The organism is Hasllibacter halocynthiae, assembly GCF_003003095.1.
GTDB classification, from domain to species: Bacteria; Pseudomonadota; Alphaproteobacteria; order Rhodobacterales; family Rhodobacteraceae; genus Hasllibacter; species Hasllibacter halocynthiae.
The window spans coordinates 498792-519180 of the sequence record NZ_PVTT01000002.1 but is presented as its reverse complement, the minus strand read 5'-3'; the positions used below and the strand labels follow the sequence as shown (position 1 = coordinate 519180).

Here is a 20389-nt window from a genome sequence, read left to right as displayed (position 1 = left end):
CGGGGTCCATCCCCGCTCGCGCGGATGTCATTCCGCCGCGAGGCCGGCGTTCGACAGAAGGTCCGTCTTCGGCATCAGCGAGATCAGCTCGCGCGTGTAGGGATGCTCCGGCGCCTCGAAGAGCCGCGCGGTCTCCGCCACCTCGACGAGGCGGCCGTCCTTCAGGACCCCCACCCGGTCGCACATCTGCCGCACCACCGGCAGGTCGTGGCTGATGAACAGCATGGTCAGCCCCAGATGCTCCTGCAGGTCCTTCAGGATGTTCAGGATCTGCGCCTGGATCGAGACATCGAGCGCGCTGGTCGGCTCGTCGCAGATGAGGAAGCGGGGCTGGGTCGCCAGCGCCCGCGCGATCGAGATGCGCTGCCGCTGCCCGCCCGAGAACTCGTGCGGGTACTTCAGCCCGGCCTCCGCCCCGAGGCCCACGCGGTCGAGGAGCTCGCCCACCCGGGCGGTGACGTTGGCCTTCGGGATCACGCCGAGATGCAGCGCAGGCTCGGCCACGATCCGGTCGACCCTGTGGCGCGGGTTGAGGGACGAGAACGGGTCCTGGAAGATCATCTGGACTTGGCTGCGATAGGCGTCCCGCGCCGCTTCCGTCGCCCCTGCGCCGGCCACGACCTCGCCCTCGAAGCGCACCTCGCCCTCGTCGAGCGGGTAGAGCCCCGCGATCATCCGGGCGATGGTCGACTTACCCGACCCGCTCTCCCCGACGAGGCCGAACACCTCGCCGGGGCGGATGGCGAAGCTCGCGTCGTCCACGGCCGTGAACCAGCGACGGCGCGAGGGGATCAGGCTGCCCTTCTCGAGGAACCGCTTGGTCAGCCCCCGCGCCTCGAGGAAGGGGCCGTCCCCGGCGGGCCGCGCGGGCCAGTCGCGGGCGAGGTCCTCGATCCGGAAGGCCGTCTCGCGCCCTCCGTAGGAGACCTGGGGGAAGCGGCGCAGCTTGCGGTCGGGGCGCGGCACGGCGGCGACGAGGGACTGGGTGTAGGGATGCTCCGGCGCGCCAAGGACCCTCGCGGTCGGCCCGCTCTCGACGATCTCGCCGTCGTACATGACGTTCACCCGGTCGGTCGTCTCGGCGATCACGCCCATGTCGTGCGTCACCAGCATGACGCCCATCCCTCTCTCGCGCGCCAGCTCGCGAATGAGGTCGAGGATCTGCGCCTGGATCGACACGTCGAGCGCGGTGGTCGGCTCGTCCGCCACGACGACCTCGGGCTCGGCGCAGAGCGCGAGGGCGATCACCACGCGCTGGCGCATCCCCCCCGAGAACTGGTGCGGGTACTGGTCGACGCGCGTTCCCGGGTCGGGGATGCCCACGCGGTCCAGGAGGGCGACGGCCCGCTCGCGCGCCTCGCCCGCCGAGACGTCCAGATGGGCGCGTATCGTCTCCACCAGCTGCTGGCCCACCGTGAAGAGCGGATTGAGCGAGGTCAGCGGGTCTTGGAAGATCATCGCGATCCGCCGGCCGCGGATGCGGGCCTTCTCGCGCTCGGGGAGGTCGTCGATCCGCCGCCCGTCGAGGTCGATCTCGCCCGCGGAGATGTGCGCGGGCCGGTCCAGAAGGCCGATCACCGCGTTGCCCGTCATCGACTTGCCTGCGCCCGACTCGCCCACCACGCCGACGATCTCGCCCGGGCGGATGTCCCATGAGACGTCGCGCACGGGCCGCACGACGCCCCGGCGGGTCGGGATCTCGACCGTCAGGCCGGTGATCTTCAGGACGGGATCGGTCACCGCAGCCTCGGGTTCAGGGCGTCGCGCAGCCAGTCGCCCAGCAGGTTCACCGATAGCGCGAGCGCGAGGAGGGTCATCGCCGGGAAGAAGAGGATCCACCACTCCCCGGAGAAGAGGAAGTCCTGCCCGATGCGGATCAGCGTGCCGAGCGAAGGCTGGGTGGGCGGCGCGCCGACGCCGAGGAAGCTCAGCGTCGCCTCCGCGATGATCGCGAGCGCCAGCGAGATCGTCGCGATGACCAGCACCGGCGACAGCACGTTGGGCAGGATGTGCCGGAACATGATCGCCCCGTTCGAGCGGCCGATCAGGCGGGCGGCCTGCACGTACTCGCGGTCCTTCTGCACCAGCGTGGCGCCGCGCACGACGCGGGCGAACTGGACCCAGTCCGACAGCCCGATCGCCAGGATCAGCACCCAGATCGCCATGTCGGCGCGGTGCTCGATCGGCACGATCCCCCGCGCCACCCCGAAGATGAGCAGGGCCACGAGGATCGACGGAAAGGTCAGCTGCACGTCCGCGACCCGCATGATGACCGTATCCGTCCAGCCCCCCGCGTAGCCCGCCAGCAGCCCCAGCGTGATCCCCAGGAGCATGGCGAAGAGCACCGCCATCACCCCCACGAAGAGGCTGATCCTCAGCCCGTAGAGGATGGTCGAGAGCACGTCCCGCCCCTGGTCGTCGGTCCCGAAGAGGAAGTAGTCGCCCGTGAACTCGTTCGCCGTGAAGGGCGGGGTGATGCCGTTGAAGAGGTTCAGCGAGGCCGGGTCGAACGGGGTGTAGGGCGCGATCAGCGGCGCCAGCGCCGCCCCCAGCACCATCACCAGCACCACGAGGGCGGCCACCAGCGCCACGGGCGAGCGGCGGAAGCTCCAGGCGAGGTCGCCGTCCCAGACCGCCCTCCAGCGCGAGGGGCGGTGCGCCGAGGGCGCGAGCGGCGTCTCCTCGTGGGGATCGGCGGGGATGTGGGTCGGGTCGGTCACGCGGTGCCTCCGTCGATCCGAAGCCGCGGGTCCACCGTCACGTAGAGTAGGTCGACGATCAGGTTGATCACCACGAACATCACCGAGACCAGCATCAGGTAGGCGGCCATCACCGGGATGTCGACGAACTGCACCGCGTTGATGAAGAGGAGCCCGACCCCGGGCCACTGGAACACCGTCTCGGTGATGATGGCGAAGGCGATGATCGCGCCGAGCTGCAGGCCGATGATCGTGATGACCGGCACGAGCGTGTTCTTCAGCGCGTGCCGGAAGTTCACCACCCGCGCCTTCAGCCCCCGCGCCCGGGCGAAGCGGATGTAGTCCTGGCGCAGGACCTCCAGCATCTCCGAGCGGACGAGGCGCATGATCAGCGTCATCTGGTAGAGGCCCAGCGTGATCGCCGGCAGCACCAGCGAGGCGCGGCCCGATTCCGTCAGCAGGCCCGTCGTCCACCAGCCGAGGTCCACGACCTCGCCCCGCCCGAAGGTCGGGAAGAGCTTGGTCGAGATCGTCCCGTCCCCCCAGGGCACGGGGATCTCGATGCCGATGCCGAAGAACCAGATCAGCAGCACCCCGATCAGGAAGGTCGGCAGGCTGACCCCGATCAGCGAGACCGTCATGATGGCGTTCGCCGCGAACCCCTCGCGGCGGATCGCGGTGAACACGCCGAGGGCGATGCCCAGCACCACCGCGATGATGCCCGAGACCAGCGCCAGCTCGAGCGTGGCGGGCGCGCGCTCCAGCAGGATCTCGGCCACGGGCCGCGCCTGACGGTAGGAGATCCCGAAATCGCCCTGGATCGCCCGCCCGAGGAAGCCGAGGTACTGGACGACGAAGGGCTCGTTCAGGCCCAGCGCCTCGCGCAGGCGATCGACGTCGGCCTGCGTCCGCTCCTGCCCGAGGAGCTGCTCGATCGGGTCGCCGACGAAGCGGAACATCGAGAACGCAACGAGGCCGACGACCAGAAGGACGATCACGGACTGCAGGATGCGGCGCAGGATGTAGGACAGCATCCTTCGCTTCTCTGCGCGCCCGGGGGACGGGTCAAGCCGTGCCGGCCGCCCGGGCGCGCGCCGCCCCCGCCCGCTGCCGGAAAAGGAGAAGGGGGGCGGACCCTCCGGTCCGCCCCCTCCCAGCCCGCCGGACGTCCGGCCCGGATCAGTCGATCGTGAAGTACTTGAACATCGGCTGGTCGTCGGGATCGACGGAAGGATAATCGATGCTGTCCGTCTCGCCCCAGTTCAGCACCTGGTTGTGCACGGGCAGGTAGAGCGTCTCGTCCTGCACGGTGTCCCAGATGTCGGCGACGGTCTGGCTGCGGACGTCGAGGTCCGTCTCCGAGGCCAGCGACTCGATCATCGCGTCGACCTCGGGGTTCGAGTAGCCCGTCGCGTTCCACGAGCCCCGGTCGTCCGTTGGGGTGTGGACGAGGAAGTTGAAGACGTATTCCGAATCGTAGGTCGGCACGCCCCAGCCCAGCATGAAGAAGTCCGTGGTCTTGTTCTGAATCAGCGGGAAGTGCTGGGCCTTGGACTGCGCGTTCAGGTTCACGTTCACGCCGATCTGGCCCAGCATCCCGACCACGGCCTGGCAGATCGCCTCGTCGTTGACGTAGCGGTCGTTCGGGCAGTCGAGCTGGATCGAGAACCCGTCGCCGTAGCCGGCCTCATCCATGAGGGCGCGGGCCTGATCGAGGTCGCCCTCGGGCAGCGCGTCCAGCGCCTCGGTCCAGCCGTTCACGAAGGGCGGGGCGATCATCCCGGCGGGCTCGGACTGGCCGCGCATCACCACCTGCCGGATGGCGTCGCGGTTGATGGCCATGTTCATCGCCTGGCGGACGCGCGGGTCGGCCAGCGGGTTCGCCCCGTCGACGTCGTCCCCCTCGATGTCCTCCGCGCCCGAGTTCATGCCGAAGAAGATCACCCGGTTCTGCGGGGCGGTCTTGACGGTCAGCCCTTCGGTGCCCTCGACCCGCGCGATGTCCTGCGTGGGCACGTCCTGGATGAAGTCCACCTCGCCCGACAGCAGGGCGGCGACCCGCGTGGCCGCGTTCTGGATCGGCGTGTACTCGATCCGCGTGACGTCGAGGGGGAACTCGCCCTGGCCCCAGTAGTCCTCGTTCTGGGTCAGCACGGTGCGCACGTCCGGCTCGCGCGATTCCAGCACGTAGGGGCCGGTGCCGTTGGCGTGGGTCGCGGCATAGGTCGTCTCGCCGGCGGCGATGTCCTGGACGGCCGTGACGCCGTTCTCCTCCGTCCAGCCCTTGTCCATGACGAAGAGGTTGGTGAAGTTCGCCGGCAGGATCGGGTTCGGCCCGTCGGTCACGAACTCGACCGTGTGGTCGTCGACCGCCCGAACCTCGACGATGGAGTTCAGCAGCTCCTTCATGGCCGAGGTCTCGGACTGCGCCCGCTCGAAGGAGAAGACGACGTCCTCGGCGGTGAACTCGGACCCGTCGTGGAAGGTCACGCCGTCGCGCAGGTTGAACACCCAGACGTTCGGGTCCTCCTCCGAGACGGCCCAGTCGGTCGCGAGGGCGGGCTGAAGCTCGCCCGTCATGTCGCGGAGGATCAGCGGCTCGTAGATCTGGTGGGCGAGGGTGTGGGTCGGCCCCTCGTTCTGGGCGTGCGGGTCCAGCGTCAGGCTGTCGCCGGCGCGGGCCCAGCGGACCGTCTCGGCGGAGGCGAGGCTGGTCGACGCCATCAGCGCGGCGGCCCCAAGGCCGATCATGCGGGTCATGGTGATGCTCCCTATGTTTCGTTCTGCGGGCAGGGAAGCGCGCGCGGGGGCAAAGGGCAAGCGGCAAGGGCGCTTCCCTAGCCGCCGAAGCCCGCCTTCGGGTCCGCCTCGCCGCCGTAGAACGCGTCCAGCACCCGCCGCAGCGCCTCCGGCGCGCCCGGCTGCGCGAGAAAGAGCGACACGGAGGAGCGCAGCTTCATCGCGTCGAGATCGCCCAGCACCTCCTCCGGGGGGCGTCCCTCGTTCCGCAGCATCGCCTCGGCGGCCCGTGCCAGACGCTCGCGCAGGACCGGATGGGCGAGGTAGGCGCGCGCCTCCGTCTCGGACCGGATGCCGAAGGCCTCCGCCGTGGGCGAGGTGCCGAGGCCCGCGCGTTGCGGGAAGACCCACCAGATCCAGTGCGTGCGCTTGCGACCCGCCCGCAGCTCGCCGAGGGCGGTCTCGAAGTCGTGCTCCTGCGCGCGCAGGAAGCGGTCCAGGTCGGGCTCCTCGGTCATCGCGGACCTCCCTCCACCGCCCGCAGACTAGCGTGCCGCCGCCCTAGTTCGACCCCAGCCGCCGCGCCCGGGCGGCCAGCAGCTTCAGGCGCAGGGCGTTGAGTTGGATGAAGCCCTGGGCGTCCTTCTGGTCGTAGGCGCCCGCGTCGTCCTCGAAGGTGACGTGCGCCTCCGAGTAGAGCGAGGCGTCCGACCACCGCCCCACCACGTCCGCCGACCCCTTGTAGAGCTTCAGCCGGACAGTGCCCGTGACGTGCCGCTGCGAGCGGTCGATCGCTGCCTGCAACATCTCGCGCTCGGGCGAGAACCAGAACCCGTTGTAGATCAGCTCCGCGTAGCGGGGCATCAGCTCATCCTTCAGGTGCGCCTCGCCCCGGTCGAGGGTGATCTGCTCGATGCCGCGGTGCGCGGCCAGCAGCACCGTGCCGCCCGGCGTCTCGTAGATGCCGCGGGACTTCATGCCCACGAACCGCCCCTCCACGAGGTCGAGCCGCCCGATCCCGTTGCGCCCCCCCAGCTCGTTCAGGCGCGCCAGCAGCGCGGCGGGCGACAGCGCCTCGCCGTCGACGGACGCGGCGTCGCCCCGCTCGAAGCCGATCTCGACGTATTCGGGCCGGTCGGGCGCGTCCTCGGGGGCGACGGTGCGCTGGAAGACGTGCGCCTCGGCCTCGCGCGCGGGGTCCTCCAGCGCCTTGCCCTCGGACGAGGTGTGCAGGAGGTTCGCGTCGACCGAGAAGGGCGCCTCGCCGCGCTTGTCCTTCGCGATGGGGATCTGGTGCTTCTCGGCGAAGTCGATCAGCCTCGTGCGGCTCGTCAGGTCCCATTCGCGCCAGGGGGCGACGACCTTGATGTCCGGGTCCAGCGCGTAGGCCGCCAGCTCGAACCGGACCTGGTCGTTGCCCTTGCCCGTCGCGCCGTGGGCAATGGCGTCCGCCCCCTCGGCCGCCGCGATCTCGACCAGCCGCTTCGAGATCAGGGGCCGCGCGATGGACGTGCCCAACAGGTAGAGCCCCTCGTAGACGGCGTTCGCCCGGAACATGGGGAAGACGAAGTCGCACACGAACTCCTCGCGCAGGTCTTCGACGTAGACCGCCTTCGCGCCCATGGCCTCGGCCTTCCGACGCGCGGGCTCCAGCTCCTCGCCCTGGCCGAGGTCGGCGGTGAAGGTGACGACCTCGCAGCCGTACTCCTCCTGCAGCCAGCGCAGGATGATCGAGGTGTCGAGCCCCCCCGAATAGGCGAGGACGACCTTCTTGGGCTTCGGCATGGGCGTGGCTCTCCGGCTTGGGGACGTTGCGGGCGGGGCGCGGGTAGCGCCGAAGGCGGGCCCCGGCAAGCCGCGGGCGTTGACCGCGCCGCGCCCGCGCGGCACCCGGTGGCAGCAAGCGGAAGGGAACGGACATGGGACCTGAGATCGTCGGAAAGGCCATCGGCCTTCTCATGCGCAACCTCGGCGCGGCGCTCAGGGCGTCGGCCGCGCCGCTCGTGATCTTCGCCGCGCTCGCCTGGTTCCTGGGCAGGCCGGCCCTGGCGACGCTGGCGACGGTCCAAGCCGACCTCGGCGCAGATCCCGTAGCCGTCGACCCGGCGGTGGCGCAGGCCCTCGCGGCCGCGAGCGGCCGCCTGATCCTGGTCGCGCTGCTCTACGGCGTCGCCTTCTGCTGGATCGCCGTCGCCTGGCATCGCTACGTCCTCCTCGAGGAGGACCCCGGCCTCGTCCCCGTGCCGCCCGCCGGCGCGCTGCTGCGCTACGCCCTGACGGCGATCGCCGTCGCCCTCGTCGTCGTCGCGCTGGCCATTCCCGTCAGCCTGGTGGCGGGGGCCCTGATCGGGTCGCTGGGACCGGACGCGGGCTTCCTGGTCCTCTCGCTCCTCGGCTTCGGGATCGGCGTCCTCCTCAGCTATGTCGGCCTGCGCTTCTCGCTCGCGCTGCCGGCGAAGGCGGTGGGCGGGGACCTCGGGATCGGAGGCTCGTGGACCGTGACGAAGCGGGCCTCCGGGGCGATCCTGACCGTCGCGATCCTCCTCTCCGCGCTCAACGCGGTCTTCCAGATCGTCGCGGGCGCGCTCGGCACGCTGGGGATCGCGGGCGTCCTCCTCGGCCTCGCCGTCACTTGGTTCTCCACGATGCTGGGCGTGTCGATCCTGACCGCGCTCTACGGCCACCTCGTCGAGGGCCGGCCGGTTTGACCGCGCCTGCGGCCGCCCCGCCAGCGGTCCGGGACGCGCTCGCGGCGATCCGCACGCTCTTCCCGCCCACGCCCTGCCAGCGCAACGCCTTCCTCTCTGACCGCCTCGGCGCGGAGGTCTGGCTCAAGCGCGAGGACCTGACCCCCGTGCGCTCCTACAAGATCAGGGGCGCGTTCAACGCGATGCGCGGCAGCGGCGCCCCCGTGGTCTGCGCCTCGGCCGGCAACCACGCGCAGGGCGTCGCCTGGTGCTGCGCGCGCCTCAAGGTCCGGGGCGAGGTGTTCATGCCCGTCACCACGCCCGAGCAGAAGCGCATGAAGACCGCCCAGTTCGGCGGCGAATGGGTGACGATCCGCCTCGTCGGCGACACGTTCGACGAATGCCTCGCCGCCGCGCTGGACAATGCCGCGGGCACGGACGCGCGGTTCCTCTCGCCCTTCGACGACGACGCGGTGATCGCCGGGCAGGCCACCGTCGCCGCCGAGATCGCCGAGGCGGTGCCCGGGGCGGACGTCCTCGTCATGCCCGTGGGCGGCGGGGGCCTCTCGGCGGGCGCGCGCCTCCTCTTCGGGGACGGCGGGCCCGAGCTGCGGCTGGCCGAGCCTGAGACCGCCGCGTCGCTGAAGGCAGCGCTCGCTGCGGGGGCGCCGGTGGACATCGGGAAAGTGCCGAACTTCGTGGACGGCGCCGCCGTGGCGCGGATCGGCGCGCGGCCCTTCGCCCTCCTGCGCGGCATGGACCCCGCCGCGGTCGTCACGGTGCCGGAGGACCGCCTCTGCGGCACCATCCAAGAGATGCTGAACGTCGAGGGCATCGTCCTCGAGCCGGCCGGCGCCCTCGCGGTGGACGCGGTCGAGCACATGGGCGACCTCGCCGGGCGCACGGTGGTCGCCGTCTGCACGGGCGGCAACTTCGACTTCGAGCGGCTGCCCGAGGTGCGCGAGCGGGCGGCCCGCTTCGCCGGGCTCAAGCGGTACTGGATCCTCTCGCTGCCCCAGCGCCCCGGCGCGCTTCGCGGCTTCCTCGACCTCCTCGGGCCGAACGACAACATCACCCGGTTCGAGTACCTCAAGAAGTCCGCCCGCACCGTCGGCACCGTCCTCATCGGGATCGAGAGCGCGTCTCCGGCCGAGCTCCTCGCGCTCGATGCGCGGGTCCAGGCCGAGGGGCTTTCCTTCCGCGACATCACGGACGATCCCGTGATGGTCGAGTTCGTGATCTAGGCCGCGACCCGCCGCTCGAGCGCCGTGCAGACCTCCTCGAACCGTCCGGCGAGCGGCGCCAGCGGCACCTCCTCGCCCCGCGAGAGCGCCAGCATCGCCCCCCGCGCGTCCCGCTCGAGCGCGGAGAAGCCCAGGTTCGCCGCCGCCCCGGACAGCGAATGGAGGACCTCGCCCGCGTCCGCGCCGCCCCGCAGATGGGCGACGCCCTCGCGCGTCTCCTCCACGAAGATCGCGACGACCTCGTCCACGGCCTCCGCGCCGATCTCCTCCGACAGGCGCAGGATCCATCCATCGTCGATCTCGTCCGGCATCTCGTCCCTCCTCCGGGCCGTTCCGTTCCGGGCCCCCTCTAGCACCGGGTTCCTAAGGAAAGACGAACGGCCCCGTTCACCCGACCTTAACGCGCCCCGTGCGAAGGATCCCGCGTGACCAGTGCCTCCTCCAGCCCCGCCGGGCCGCCCCGCGCCGACCCGGACGGGGACGCGCCGCCCGTCGTCCTCGTCGTCGATGCCAGCCGGCTGAAGCGCCGGCTCGTGCGCGCGCACCTCGCCCCCCTCGGCTGCCCCATCGAGGAGGCCGGCGCGATGGAGGACGCGCTCCGCGCGGTGCGCGCGGGCCGGCCGGCCATCGTCGTCAGCGGCTGGCGGCTTCCCGGCGGCTCCGGCCCCGAGCTCTGCCGCCATATCCGCGAGGTCGCGGCGGGGACGGGGCGCTACGTCTACTCGATCCTCCTGACGGGCCGCGCGGACGAGGACGCGACGGCCGAAGGGCTCGGGGCGGGGGCGGACGACCTCGTCTCGATCCCGTTCCGCGGCGCGGACCTGCGCGCCCGGGTGCAGGCGGGGGTGCGGATGCTCGCGGCGCAGGACGCCGCCGCCGCCGCCCGCGCCCGGGCGGAGGCCGCGCTCGCCGACCTGCGCCGCGCCCTCGACGCGACCGAGCGGGACCTGGACGAGGCGCGGCGCCTCCAGCGCAGCCTCGTCCCCCAGCGGACCGAGACGCACGGCCCCGCCCTCCTGCAGGCCCACTACGAGAGCAGCGGCAAGGTCGGCGGCGACCTCCTCGGCTGGTTCCCCCTCGCGCGCGGGCGCCTCGCGCTCTGGGCGATCGACGTGTCGGGCCACGGCATCTCGTCGGCGCTGATGGCGATGCGGGTGAAGGGCTGGTTGTCGGGCGACGGCCAGGGCGGATCGGCCGCGTTCGAGCTCGGGCGCCCGCTGCGCCCCGACCGCGTCGCCGCCCGCCTGAACCAGCTCGCGCTCCGCGAGATGCGGACCGAGCTCTACTTCACCATGTTCTACGCCGATCTCGATCTCTCGGCCGGGACGATGACCTTCGTCCAGGCCGGCCACCCGCCGCCCCTTCTCCTGCGCGGCGGCGGCGGGACGTTCCAGGGTTCGGGCGGGCTGCCCGTCGGGCTGATCGAAGGGGCCGAGTACGACGCCGAGGCGCTGACCCTCGCGCAGGGGGACCAGCTTCTGATCTACTCGGACGGGATCACCGAATGCGAGGGGCCCACCGGGCAGCTCGGCGAGGAGGGGCTCCTCGCCATCGCGGGCGGCGGCGGGCAGGGCCTGCTGCGGACGATAACGAACGGCCTCTCGATCCACGCCGCGGGGGATCCGCCCGCCGACGACGTCAGCGCGCTGCTTCTCGAATGGCAGGGGGCGGCGGCGCGAAAGCGCCCCGCCCGCGCCCGCTAGCGCCCGCGCCGAAGGCCCGCCGCAGGCAGGTCCGGTCCCCCCCGGCCTCCCCGGCCTCCCCGGCCCCCCGCTCGCCGCGAGGCGCCGCCCCGCCTCCGCCGGCGGGCCGCGACGCGGCGCGGGCCGGGCGAGGAACGCGGCGCAGACCCCCCCGGCGTGGAAGCCGTGCCCCAGCATCCGGACGAGGCATCGCCGCGCCCCGGCCGGGGCGGGCCGGCGATCGTCCGGCCCGTCTCCTCCAGCACCTCGCGGCGACGCGCCCGCGAGGGATGCTCGCCCCGGATCGGCCCCGCCGCCCGGAAGCTGCACCTCGGGACGGGCCTCCGTCTCCTGCATCGTCAGCAGCACCCCGCCGGGGACGGGCAGCGCCGCGCGCCCCGCGCCGGTGCCCTGCCTGCCGCCCGGTGATGCCGCCCCCTTCCGCGGCCCCCCGCCCCTGCAACATCGCGCGCCCGGTCCCTATATCCCGGTCCGAGCCCGCGAAAGGGAAAGCCGATGAACGACATCTCCAAGATCGCGTGGGACGACACCGTCCTGCCCTTCCAACTCGACGCCTCCGACATCCGGGGCCGCATCGCGCGCCTCGACGGCACGCTCGACGCCGTCCTGTCGCAGCACGACTACCCCGCCCCGATCGAGCGGTTGGTGGCCGAGATGGCCCTCCTGACCGCGCTGATCGGGCAGAACGTGAACCCTGGCTGGAAGCTCTCGCTGCAGGTGCGCGGCGACGGGCCCGCACGCCTCATCGCGACCGACTGGCACGCGCCCGACACCCCGGGCGAGCCGGGCCGCCTGCGCGCCTGGGCCTCCTTCGACGCCGAGCGCCTGGACGAGCGCGCCGACCCGTTCGGGCAGATCGGCCGCGGCTACTTCGCCATCCTGATCGATCAGGGCCAGGGTACCCACCCCTACCAAGGCATCACGCCCATCTCCGGCGGCTCGCTGACCGCCTGCGCGGAGACCTACTTCGCCCAGTCCGAGCAGCTTCCCACGCGCTTCGCCCTTTCGGTCGGCGTCGACATCGCCCCCGGCGGACGCGAGAGCTGGCGCGGCGGGGGCGTGATGCTCCAGCACATGCCCAAGGCCAGCCCCTTCGCCAGGGAGGCCACGGGCGAGGGCGGGCTCCTGCAGGCCGGGGACATCCTGTCGGCGGAAGAGGGCGAGAACTGGCGCCGGGCGAACATGCTGCTCGACACGGTCGAGGACCTCGAGCTGATCGGCCCCTCGCTCCAGCCGACCGAGCTTCTCGTCCGCCTCTTCCACGAGGAGGGGCCGCGCGTCTTCGACCCCCAGCCGGCCGAGTTCGGCTGCCCCTGCTCGGCCGAGCGGGTGCGCCAGTCGCTGTCGATCTACTCGGCCCGCGACATCGGCCACATGACGACCGAGGACGGCCGCGTCACCGCCGATTGCCAGTTCTGCGGCGCCCATTACGAGTTCGATCCAGCAACCCTGGGCTTCGAGGCGACCGAGGCCCCCTGATCCGCCGCTCCGGGCGGTCCTGGGCGCCCCAGGCCCCCCGTCAGCGCCTGAAAATCCTCTGCTCGAGCTCGCGAAGGGTGTAGGCCTCCCGCACGGGGCGGTGGGCCCTCTCGTCGTAGCGCGGGTCGAAGGGCAGGCAGCGCGGCCCGCAGACGAGGACCGAGATCCCGTTGGCCGGGTCGATCCGCCAGAGCCGCCCGCCCGGCGTCGCCACGTAGTGCGGGTTGCCCCGCTCGAGGGTGTAGAGGACGTCGTCGTCCGACGGGACCTCGTTCATGTAGCCTTCGTCGAAGCTCCCGTGGGTGTGGTAGTCGATCACCTGGTCCCATGCCCGCGGGGCGGCCGCGCTGCCGCAGGACGCCCCCTCGCCCCGGTGCGGCGCGAGGTGCACCTCGAAGCCCCCCTCGTCGCGGCCCAGCGCGCCGCAATACTCCCGGCTCTCGTCGACCGACCGGGCGTTGAGGTCGCTCAGCAGCTTGACGACGCGCTTGAACTCGCGCGGGCTCTCGGGCGTCTGGGCGAGGGCCGGCAGGGCCACGAGAACGGCGAGCACGGCGAAGAGGGGCTTCATGGGCGAGGGTTCCCGATGGTGCTTGTCGGGGGCGAGCATAGGCGCGATGGATGCGGGATGCAGCAGGGCGATGCCGATCTGACGCGCTTCCTGCCCGCCGCGGGGGACGGGGCCACCTCGGATTTCGATCTGAACCCGGAGGCGCGGCCCCCCGCCCGCCCCTCCCTGCGCGAGGCGGCGGTCCTCGTCGGCGTGGTCCGCCGCGACGTCGACCGGATCGTCCTGACCCGCCGCTCGGCGCGGCTGAAGCACCATCCCGGCCAGGTCGCCTTCCCCGGCGGCAAGCTCGAGCCGGGCGAGGGCGCCGTCGACGCCGCCCTGCGCGAGGCCCGCGAGGAGGTGGGCCTCCGGGACGCGGAGGTGGTCGGCCTCCTCGCCCCGCACGAGACGGTGACCGGCTTTCGCGTGCGCCCCGTCCTCGCCAGGATGGACCCGTCCTTCCGCGCCGTGCCCGAGCGGGGCGAGGTCGACGAGGTCTTCGAGGCGCCGCTGGCCTATCTGACGGACCCGGCGAGCTTTCGCGTCCGCCGGCGGGAATGGCGCGGCGCCTGGCGCCGCTACCACGCCGTTCCCTGGGGCCCCTGGTACGTCTGGGGCGCGACGGCCCGGATCCTGCGGGGGATGGCGCCTTGAGGCTCCGGGCGGAGTGGCTGGACGATCCCGCCTCGCGCGCGGTGACGGATGCGCTGGAGGGGGCCGGGCACCGCGCGCTCTACGTCGGGGGCTGCGTGCGCAACGCGCTCCTGGGCGCGCCGGTCTCGGACCTCGACATCGCGACGGACGCCGCGCCGGAGGCGGTCGTCGCGGCCGCCGCGGGCGCCGGACTGCGCGCCGTCCCGACGGGGATCGCGCACGGCACCGTCACGGTCGTCTCGGACGGGCGCCCCTACGAGGTCACGACCTTCCGCCGCGACGAGGAGACGGACGGAAGGCACGCCCGCGTCGCCTTCACCGCCGAGGTCGCCGAGGACGCCGCGCGCCGCGACTTCACGATGAACGCCCTCTACGCCGCGCCGGACGGCGCGGTGGTCGACCCGCTGGAAGGGCTGCCCGACCTCCTGGCCCGCCGGGTCCGCTTCGTCGGCGCGCCGGACGCGCGCATCCGCGAGGACTACCTCCGCATCCTGCGCTTCTTCCGCTTCCACGCCTGGTACGGCGATCCGTCCGGCGGCATCGACCCCGACGCCCTCGACGCCTGCGCGCGCCATGCCGGCGGCCTCGGACGCCTCTCGGCCGAGCGGATCGGGGCCGAGATGAAGAAGCTCCTCGCCGCGCCGGATCCCGCGCCCGCCCTCGCCGCGATGGCGGCCTCGGGGGTGCTGGCACGGGTCATGCCGGGCGCGTCCGCCTCGAACGTTGCCTCCCTCGTCCATGCGGAGGGCGACCTCCCCCCCCGGTGGGAGCGGCGGGCGCTGGCGCTCGGCGGCGCGGTGGACGGCTGGCGGCTGTCCAACGCCGAGGCCAGGGGCATGGAGCGCCGGGCCGGGGCGGCCGCGTCGACCCTTCCCCCCGCCGCCCTGGGCCGGGCCTTCGGGCGCGAGGCCGCCGAGGACGCCGCGCTCCTCGCCGCGGCCGCTGCGGAGGGGGGCGTCCCGGCCGAGACCTTCGAGCGGATCGCGGCGGGCGCGGAGGCGTCCTTCCCCCTCGCCGCGAGGCACCTGATGCCCGCGCTGGAGGGCCCGGCGCTGGGAGAGGGGCTGAAGCGGGCCGAGCGGGCCTGGCTCGCCTCCGACCTGACCCTCGACCGCGAGGCCCTCCGCCGGATCGCGTTGGGCGAGAGGGCCTAGCGCCACCGGCCAGAAGGACTACGTAGGGCCGCCTGGGGGGCGCCCGTGCAGCTATCCGACATCATCGACCCCGAGGTCCCGGCCTCCGGCCCGCCGCCGCGCACGCTCTGGGCGTTCGCGCGCTGGTGCCTGGCGGGCGGGGGCCTCGCCCTGGGGATCGCGGGCGCGCTCTCGGTCACGGCCGGCGTGTTCGAGGTGCTGACCGCCCTCCTGCTGGGATGGATCATCGACGCCGCCCTCGCCTCCGGCCCGTCGGAGCTCTGGGCCGGGACGATGCCGCTCCTCCTCGCGGCGGCGGCATTCCTCGTGATCCTGCGTCCCGCCGTCACCGGGGCGAGCGCGATCATGCAGGCGGTGGTGCTGCAGCCGAACATCCAGAACCAGGTCCTGACGCGGCTGCACCGCTGGACGATGGGCCAGGCCGTCACCTTCTTCGACGAGGACTTCGCCGGCCGCATTGCCCAGAAGCAGATGCAGACCGCCAACGCCGTCACGAGCGTCACGGTCGACGTCATCAACACCGGCCTCTTCGCGCTGGCCTCGATCGTCGGGGCGGCGATCATGGTCGCGGGGATCGACGCGCGCGCGGGCGCCGCGATGGCGCTGTGGGTGGTGGCCTATCTCGGGCTGATGGCCTTCTTCCTGCCCCGCATCCGGGTCCGGGCGAAGGACCGCGCCGGCAAGCGGGCCGCCGTGACGGGCCAGGTCGTGGACACGGTCACCAACATCAAGACCGTGAAGCTCTTCGCCCATTCCGAGCACGAGGACCGCGCAGCCCTCGACGCCATGGGCCGCTTCCGCGGGGCGGCGCTGCGCTTCGGCCGCCTCTCGGCGGCGTTCCGGGTGTCGCTCTTCGCGCTCGCGGGCCTGCTGCCGGTGATCCTCGTCGGGATGATGCTGTACTACTGGTCCACGGGGGCGGCGACGGCGGGGGCCATCGTCTCGGCCGGGGCCATCTCCATCCGGCTGGCGCAGATGTCGGGCTGGGTCTCGTTCACCTTCATGGGCGTCTATTCCTACATCGGCGAGATCGAGGACGGGATGCGCACCCTTTCACCCCGCCCGACGCTGGTGGACGCCGAGGGCGCGGCCGACCTCGCGGTGGACGGCGGCCGGATCGAGCTGGACGACGTCTCCTTCACCTATGGCCGCGAGGGGGGGCAGGGGCTGCATGGCGTCTCGCTGACCGTGCGGCCGGGCGAGAAGGTCGGCATCGTCGGCGCGTCCGGGGCGGGCAAGTCGACGCTCGTGAACCTCGTGCTGCGGATGCACGACGTGCAGGGGGGCGCGATCCGCATCGACGGGCAGGACGTCGCCCGCGTCACCCAGGACAGCCTGCGCCGCGCCATCGCGCTGGTCACGCAGGAGACGGCGATGTTCAACCGCTCGGCCCGGGACAATATCGCCTACGGCGATCCCGGCGCCTCGGACGAGGCGGTGGTCGCGGCCGCGAAGGCCGCCGAGGCGCACGAGTTCATCCTGGCCTTGCGCGACCGCGAGGGGCGGGAGGGCTACGACGCCTTCCTCGGCGAGCGGGGCGTGCGCCTGTCCGGCGGGCAGCGCCAGAGGATCGCCCTCGCGCGCGCGATCCTGAAGGACGCGCCGATCCTCGTGCTCGACGAGGCCACCTCGGCCCTCGATTCGGAGGTGGAGGCGTCGATCCAGGCGGCCCTCGGGCGGGTGATGGAGGGCAAGACCGTGCTGGCCATCGCGCACCGCCTGTCCACCCTGACCGAGATGGACCGGATCGTCGTCCTCGACGAGGGCCGGGTGGTCGAGGAGGGCACCCATGCCGCGCTCCTGGCGCGCGGCGGCCTCTACGCCCGCTACTGGGACCGCCAGTCGGGCGGCTTCCGGGACCGGCGCGAGGCGGCGGAGTAGGCCGCGTGCCCCTTCGGCGGGTCATGGTCGTGGGCGGCCCCTGCGCCGGCAAGTCCACCTTCGCCCGCGCGCTGGGCGCCCGGACGGGTCTGCCGGTCGTCCATATGGACAGGATCCACTGGCAGCTCGGCTGGACCGAGCGGCCCCTGGCGGAGAAGCTGCCCATGATCCGTGCGGAGGAGGCGAAGCCGCGCTGGATCATCGAGGGCGGCCTCTCGGCGACCTATGCGGAGCGGGCGGCACGGGCGGACCTCGTGGTGTTCCTCGACCTGCCGGTCGGGCGGCGGCTCTGGCGGATGGGCCGGCGGATCGCCGCGGCGCGGCTGACGGGCGCCGAGCGCCCCGATGTGCCCGAGGACTGCCCCGAGCGACCCGACCTGGAGTTCGTCCGCTACACCCTTCGGACCGCCGGGCTGCACCGGCAGCGGCATCTGGCGCTGATCGCCGGGCTGCCCGCGGGGAAGGGGGTCGTCCTGCGCGGCGACCGCGTCTCCGCCCGGTTCGTCGCGAATGTTCCACGTGAAACAGTCTAAGATCGGGTTGCCAGGGGCCGCCCGGCATCATCGCCCCTCCGCAGGAAGAGGGCGATGGCGGGCAGCGCGACGACGTACATCAGGATCCCGTAGACGGCCGAGGGCACTGCGAAGGGCGGCATGGCCGTGCCGGCGATCAGGCTCGCGACGGTGATGCCAACGGTGCCGTTCTGCACCCCCGCCTCGATCGAGATCGTGGAGGCCTGCCGCCCGTCCAGCCCTAGGAGCCGGGCGAGGGCGTAGCCCAGCGCCAGGAGCGCCGCGCCCCATCCCAGCAGGAGCGGGCCGAGCACGGGCAGGTTCGCGGCGAACACCGCCCATTGCGTGGCCAGCGCCGCGAGGAGCACGACCGCGAAGAGAATCGCCGCGAGGCGCAGCAGCGCCGGCTCGATCCGCCTGGTGAAGCCGGGCGCGAGGCGGCGGATCGCCATGCCGATCAGCACCGGGACCGTGGTGATGAGGAACATCGCCGCCGCGAGCGCGGTGATGTCGATCGCCTCGGCCGCCTCGCCGAGGATGAGCCCGGCGAAGAGCGCGACGAGGATCGGCACCGTCACCACCGAAAGGAGGCTGACCACCGCGGTCAGGGACACCGAGAGGGCGACGTCGCCCCGGGCGAAGCGCGTCAGGATGTTCGTCGTCGCCCCGCCCGGCGAGAGGGCGAGGATCATCATCCCGAAGGCCAGCGCCGGATCGAGCGGCACGACCTGCAGGAGGGCATAGGCCAGCGCCGGGACGAGGGCGACCTGCGCGAGGAAGCCGATGGCGAAGGCGCGGGGCCGGGTGGCCACGCGGGCGAAGTCGGCCCCCGAGAGGCCGAGGCCCAGCGTCAGCATGATGATCGCGAGCGCCAGGGGCAGCCCCAGCGAGAGCACGAGGTCCATGTCGCATCCTCCCTTTTGGCGCCAGCCTGCGCGGAGCCGGCGCCTGGCGCCAGCCCCTTCGGCGCGGACCCCCTGTCGCGGCGGCGTCGCGGGCGCTAGGGCCGGGGGATGGAGCGGGTGCGGATCGAGCGGCTGGACGGCAGGGGCGAGGGGGTCGCGCCGGGCGTCTCCGTGCCCTTCGCCCTGCCCGGCGAGATCGCGGAAGGCACGGTGGAGCGGGGCCGCATGACCGCCCCCCGCATCCTGGACCCCGTGCCCGAGCGGCAGCTCCCGCCCTGCCCGCATTTCGGCCCCTGCGGGGGCTGCGCCCTGCAGCATATGGCGGACGCGCCCCTGGCGCGCTGGAAGGCCGGTCGGGCGCTCGGGGCGCTCCGGGCGCGGGGGATCGAGGGGCGCGTCGCGGGGGTCGCCACCTCGCCAGCCGGATCGCGCCGGCGGGCGGTGCTGTCGGGGCGGATGCTCGCGGACGGGCCGGTGGTGGGGTTCCACGGCCGGGCCAGCGACCGGATCGTCCCGATGCCCGGATGCCGGGTGGTCCGGCCCGCGATCCTGGCCGCCCTGCCGGCGCTGGAGGCCCTCGTCGCGGCGGGCGCGAAGGGCGAGGTGGCGCTGACGGTGACGGAGACGGCGGCCGGCCTCGACGTGGCGGTCGCGGGCGCCCCCGCGACGGAGCGGCTGCGGCTCGCCGCGCCGGGGATCGCCGCCGGGGCCTTCGCGCGCCTTGCCTGGGAGGGGGAGGTGCTGTTCCAGTCCGCCCCGCCCCGGCTGCCCTTCGGGCGCGCGCGCGTCGTGCCGCCGCCGGGCGCGTTCCTGCAGGCCACGCGCCACGGCGAGGCGGCGCTGCTGGCGGTGGTGCGCGACGCCCTGCGGGAGGTGCCGGAGGGCGCGCGGGTGCTGGACCTCTTCGCGGGGGCCGGCACCTTCGCGCTGCCCCTCGCCGAGCGGTTCGAGGTCCACGCCTTCGAGGGGGACCGCGCCATGGTCGCCGCCCTCCTCGACGGGTGGCGGGGCGCCCGGGGGCTGCGCGAGGTGCGGGCCGAGGCGCGGGATCTCTTCCGCTCGCCCCTCGCGCCCGAGGAGATGCGGGGCGCCGCGGCGGCCGTGATCGACCCGCCCCGCGCGGGGGCGGAGGCGCAGGCCCGGGCGCTCGCCGCGCACGGCCCGCCGGTGATCGCGCACCTCTCCTGCAACCCGTCGACCTTCGCGCGCGACGCGGCGGCGCTGGTCGCGGGCGGCTACCGGATGGGGCCGCTGCGGATCGTGGACCAGTTCCGCTGGTCCCCCCATGTCGAGCTTGCCGCCGCCTTCCGCCGCTGACGCCTTGCCAAGCACCGCCGGCACGCCGCATGGGTCGCCCATGAGGGAGGCGATCCGCAAGCTGGTCGATTCGGGCGCGTTCCGGCGCTTCATCATCGGCGTCATCGTCTTCAACGCCGTGATCCTGGGGATCGAGACCTCGGACCGGGCGATGGCGGCGGCGGGGCCGGTGCTGGTCGCGCTGGACACCGCCTGCCTCGCGGTCTTCGTGGTCGAGATCGCGCTGAAGCTCCTCGCGTGGCGGGGGGCGTTCTTCCGCTCGGGCTGGAACTGGTTCGACGTGTTCGTGGTGGGCATCGCCCTCGTGCCCGACGCAGGGGGGCTGTCGGTGCTGCGGGCGCTGCGGATCCTGCGGGTCCTGCGCCTGATCACCGTGGTGCCGCGCCTGCGCCGGGTGGTCGAGGGGTTCCTCGCCGCCGTGCCCGGCATGGCGAGCGTGTTCGTCCTGATGGCGATCATCTTCTACATCTTCGGCGTGATGGCCGCGAAGCTGTTCGGCGACACCTTCCCCGAGTGGTTCGGGGGGCTGGGCGCCGCGCTTTACTCGCTGTTCCAGATCATGACGCTGGAATCGTGGTCCATGGGGATCGTGCGCCCGGTGATGGAGGTCCATCCCTGGGCCTGGGCCTTCTTCGTGCCGTTCATCCTCGTGACGACCTTCGCGGTGGTGAACCTGGTGGTCGGCCTGATCGTGAACAGCATGCAGGATGCCCATGCCGAGGAGGAGAACGCCGCGCGCGACGCCTACCGCGACGAGGTGCTCGAGCGGCTGAGGGCAATCGAGGCGCGACTCGACGGCAACGGAGCGCCGCCGCCGAGCGAGGCCGATGGCGGGACGGCCCGCGGGGTGCTACGCCGGTAGCCG

Annotated in this window: 19 protein-coding genes; 10 read left to right on the top strand and 9 right to left on the bottom strand. The window is 73.1% G+C overall.

The window, feature by feature from the left end; all coding sequences use genetic code 11:
- Positions 1-27 precede the first annotated feature (27 nt).
- From BCF33_RS09435 to BCF33_RS09410, 6 genes are all read right to left on the bottom strand, one after another.
- Positions 28-1740, bottom strand: coding sequence for an ABC transporter ATP-binding protein (locus BCF33_RS09435; RefSeq protein WP_106160690.1), 1713 nt, complete (start codon positions 1738-1740; stop codon positions 28-30).
- Positions 1737-2591, bottom strand: coding sequence for an ABC transporter permease (locus BCF33_RS09430; RefSeq protein WP_245883836.1), 855 nt, complete (start codon positions 2589-2591; stop codon positions 1737-1739). Before BCF33_RS09430 ends, BCF33_RS09435 begins: the two co-directional genes overlap by 4 nt.
- A gap of 125 nt (positions 2592-2716) precedes the next feature.
- Positions 2717-3733, bottom strand: a complete 1017-nt coding sequence (locus BCF33_RS09425) for an ABC transporter permease (RefSeq protein ID WP_106160689.1) — start codon at positions 3731-3733, stop codon at positions 2717-2719.
- 145 nt (positions 3734-3878) lie between these two features.
- On the bottom strand, positions 3879-5459 hold the full coding sequence (locus tag BCF33_RS09420) for an ABC transporter substrate-binding protein (protein ID WP_245883799.1): 1581 nt from the start codon (positions 5457-5459) through the stop codon (positions 3879-3881).
- A 77-nt stretch (positions 5460-5536) separates the two neighbouring features.
- Complete coding sequence (locus BCF33_RS09415) at positions 5537-5956, bottom strand: DUF1810 domain-containing protein (RefSeq protein ID WP_106160688.1); 420 nt, start codon at positions 5954-5956, stop codon at positions 5537-5539.
- A 43-nt stretch (positions 5957-5999) separates the two neighbouring features.
- Positions 6000-7223, bottom strand: coding sequence for an argininosuccinate synthase (locus tag BCF33_RS09410; RefSeq protein ID WP_106160687.1), 1224 nt, complete (start codon positions 7221-7223; stop codon positions 6000-6002).
- Positions 7224-7357: 134 nt separating this feature from the next.
- Between BCF33_RS09410 and BCF33_RS09405 the strand changes: the two genes are divergently transcribed.
- Positions 7358-8146: a hypothetical protein gene (locus tag BCF33_RS09405; RefSeq protein ID WP_106160686.1), complete on the top strand. Its 789-nt coding sequence runs from the start codon at positions 7358-7360 to the stop codon at positions 8144-8146.
- Positions 8143-9369, top strand: a complete 1227-nt coding sequence (ilvA, locus tag BCF33_RS09400) for a threonine ammonia-lyase IlvA (RefSeq protein ID WP_106160685.1) — start codon at positions 8143-8145, stop codon at positions 9367-9369. The genes BCF33_RS09405 and ilvA overlap by 4 nt, the downstream gene beginning before the upstream one ends.
- Here the strand turns inward: ilvA and BCF33_RS09395 are convergent.
- Positions 9366-9680 (bottom strand): Hpt domain-containing protein, encoded by a 315-nt coding sequence (locus tag BCF33_RS09395; RefSeq protein ID WP_106160684.1) that lies wholly within the window; start codon positions 9678-9680, stop codon positions 9366-9368. The genes ilvA and BCF33_RS09395 overlap by 4 nt on opposite strands.
- Positions 9681-9794: 114 nt before the next feature.
- Between BCF33_RS09395 and BCF33_RS09390 the strand changes: the two genes are divergently transcribed.
- The gene (locus BCF33_RS09390) at positions 9795-11072 is read left to right on the top strand and encodes a PP2C family protein-serine/threonine phosphatase (RefSeq protein WP_106160683.1); all 1278 of its coding nucleotides are present in this window, start codon (positions 9795-9797) and stop codon (positions 11070-11072) included.
- Between the two features lie 495 nt (positions 11073-11567).
- Positions 11568-12551, top strand: coding sequence for an Hsp33 family molecular chaperone HslO (hslO, locus tag BCF33_RS09380; RefSeq protein ID WP_106160681.1), 984 nt, complete (start codon positions 11568-11570; stop codon positions 12549-12551).
- A 40-nt stretch (positions 12552-12591) separates the two neighbouring features.
- Here hslO and BCF33_RS09375 read toward each other — a convergent pair whose 3' ends face one another.
- Positions 12592-13122: a DUF4329 domain-containing protein gene (locus BCF33_RS09375; RefSeq protein ID WP_158259400.1), complete on the bottom strand. Its 531-nt coding sequence runs from the start codon at positions 13120-13122 to the stop codon at positions 12592-12594.
- A gap of 57 nt (positions 13123-13179) precedes the next feature.
- Between BCF33_RS09375 and BCF33_RS09370 the strand changes: the two genes are divergently transcribed.
- From BCF33_RS09370 to BCF33_RS09355, 4 genes are read left to right on the top strand one after another with little or no spacing between them, the layout of a single operon-like run.
- The gene (locus BCF33_RS09370; protein WP_106160679.1) at positions 13180-13755 is read left to right on the top strand and encodes an NUDIX hydrolase; all 576 of its coding nucleotides are present in this window, start codon (positions 13180-13182) and stop codon (positions 13753-13755) included.
- Positions 13752-14909, top strand: coding sequence for a CCA tRNA nucleotidyltransferase (locus BCF33_RS09365; RefSeq protein WP_106160678.1), 1158 nt, complete (start codon positions 13752-13754; stop codon positions 14907-14909). Before BCF33_RS09370 ends, BCF33_RS09365 begins: the two co-directional genes overlap by 4 nt.
- A gap of 45 nt (positions 14910-14954) precedes the next feature.
- Positions 14955-16790: an ABC transporter ATP-binding protein gene (locus BCF33_RS09360; protein WP_106160677.1), complete on the top strand. Its 1836-nt coding sequence runs from the start codon at positions 14955-14957 to the stop codon at positions 16788-16790.
- Between the two features lie 5 nt (positions 16791-16795).
- The gene (locus BCF33_RS09355) at positions 16796-17323 is read left to right on the top strand and encodes an isopentenyl transferase family protein (RefSeq protein WP_146132807.1); all 528 of its coding nucleotides are present in this window, start codon (positions 16796-16798) and stop codon (positions 17321-17323) included.
- On the opposite strand, the gene BCF33_RS09350 is transcribed toward BCF33_RS09355, so the two are convergent.
- Positions 17320-18207: a bile acid:sodium symporter family protein gene (locus BCF33_RS09350; RefSeq protein WP_106160675.1), complete on the bottom strand. Its 888-nt coding sequence runs from the start codon at positions 18205-18207 to the stop codon at positions 17320-17322. The genes BCF33_RS09355 and BCF33_RS09350 overlap by 4 nt on opposite strands.
- A 108-nt stretch (positions 18208-18315) precedes the next feature.
- Between BCF33_RS09350 and BCF33_RS09345 the strand changes: the two genes are divergently transcribed.
- Both BCF33_RS09345 and BCF33_RS09340 read left to right on the top strand, forming a co-directional pair.
- Positions 18316-19524 (top strand): class I SAM-dependent RNA methyltransferase, encoded by a 1209-nt coding sequence (locus BCF33_RS09345; RefSeq protein WP_106160674.1) that lies wholly within the window; start codon positions 18316-18318, stop codon positions 19522-19524.
- 40 nt (positions 19525-19564) lie between these two features.
- Positions 19565-20386 (top strand): ion transporter, encoded by an 822-nt coding sequence (locus BCF33_RS09340; protein ID WP_106160673.1) that lies wholly within the window; start codon positions 19565-19567, stop codon positions 20384-20386.
- The last annotated feature ends 3 nt before the right edge of the window (positions 20387-20389 follow it).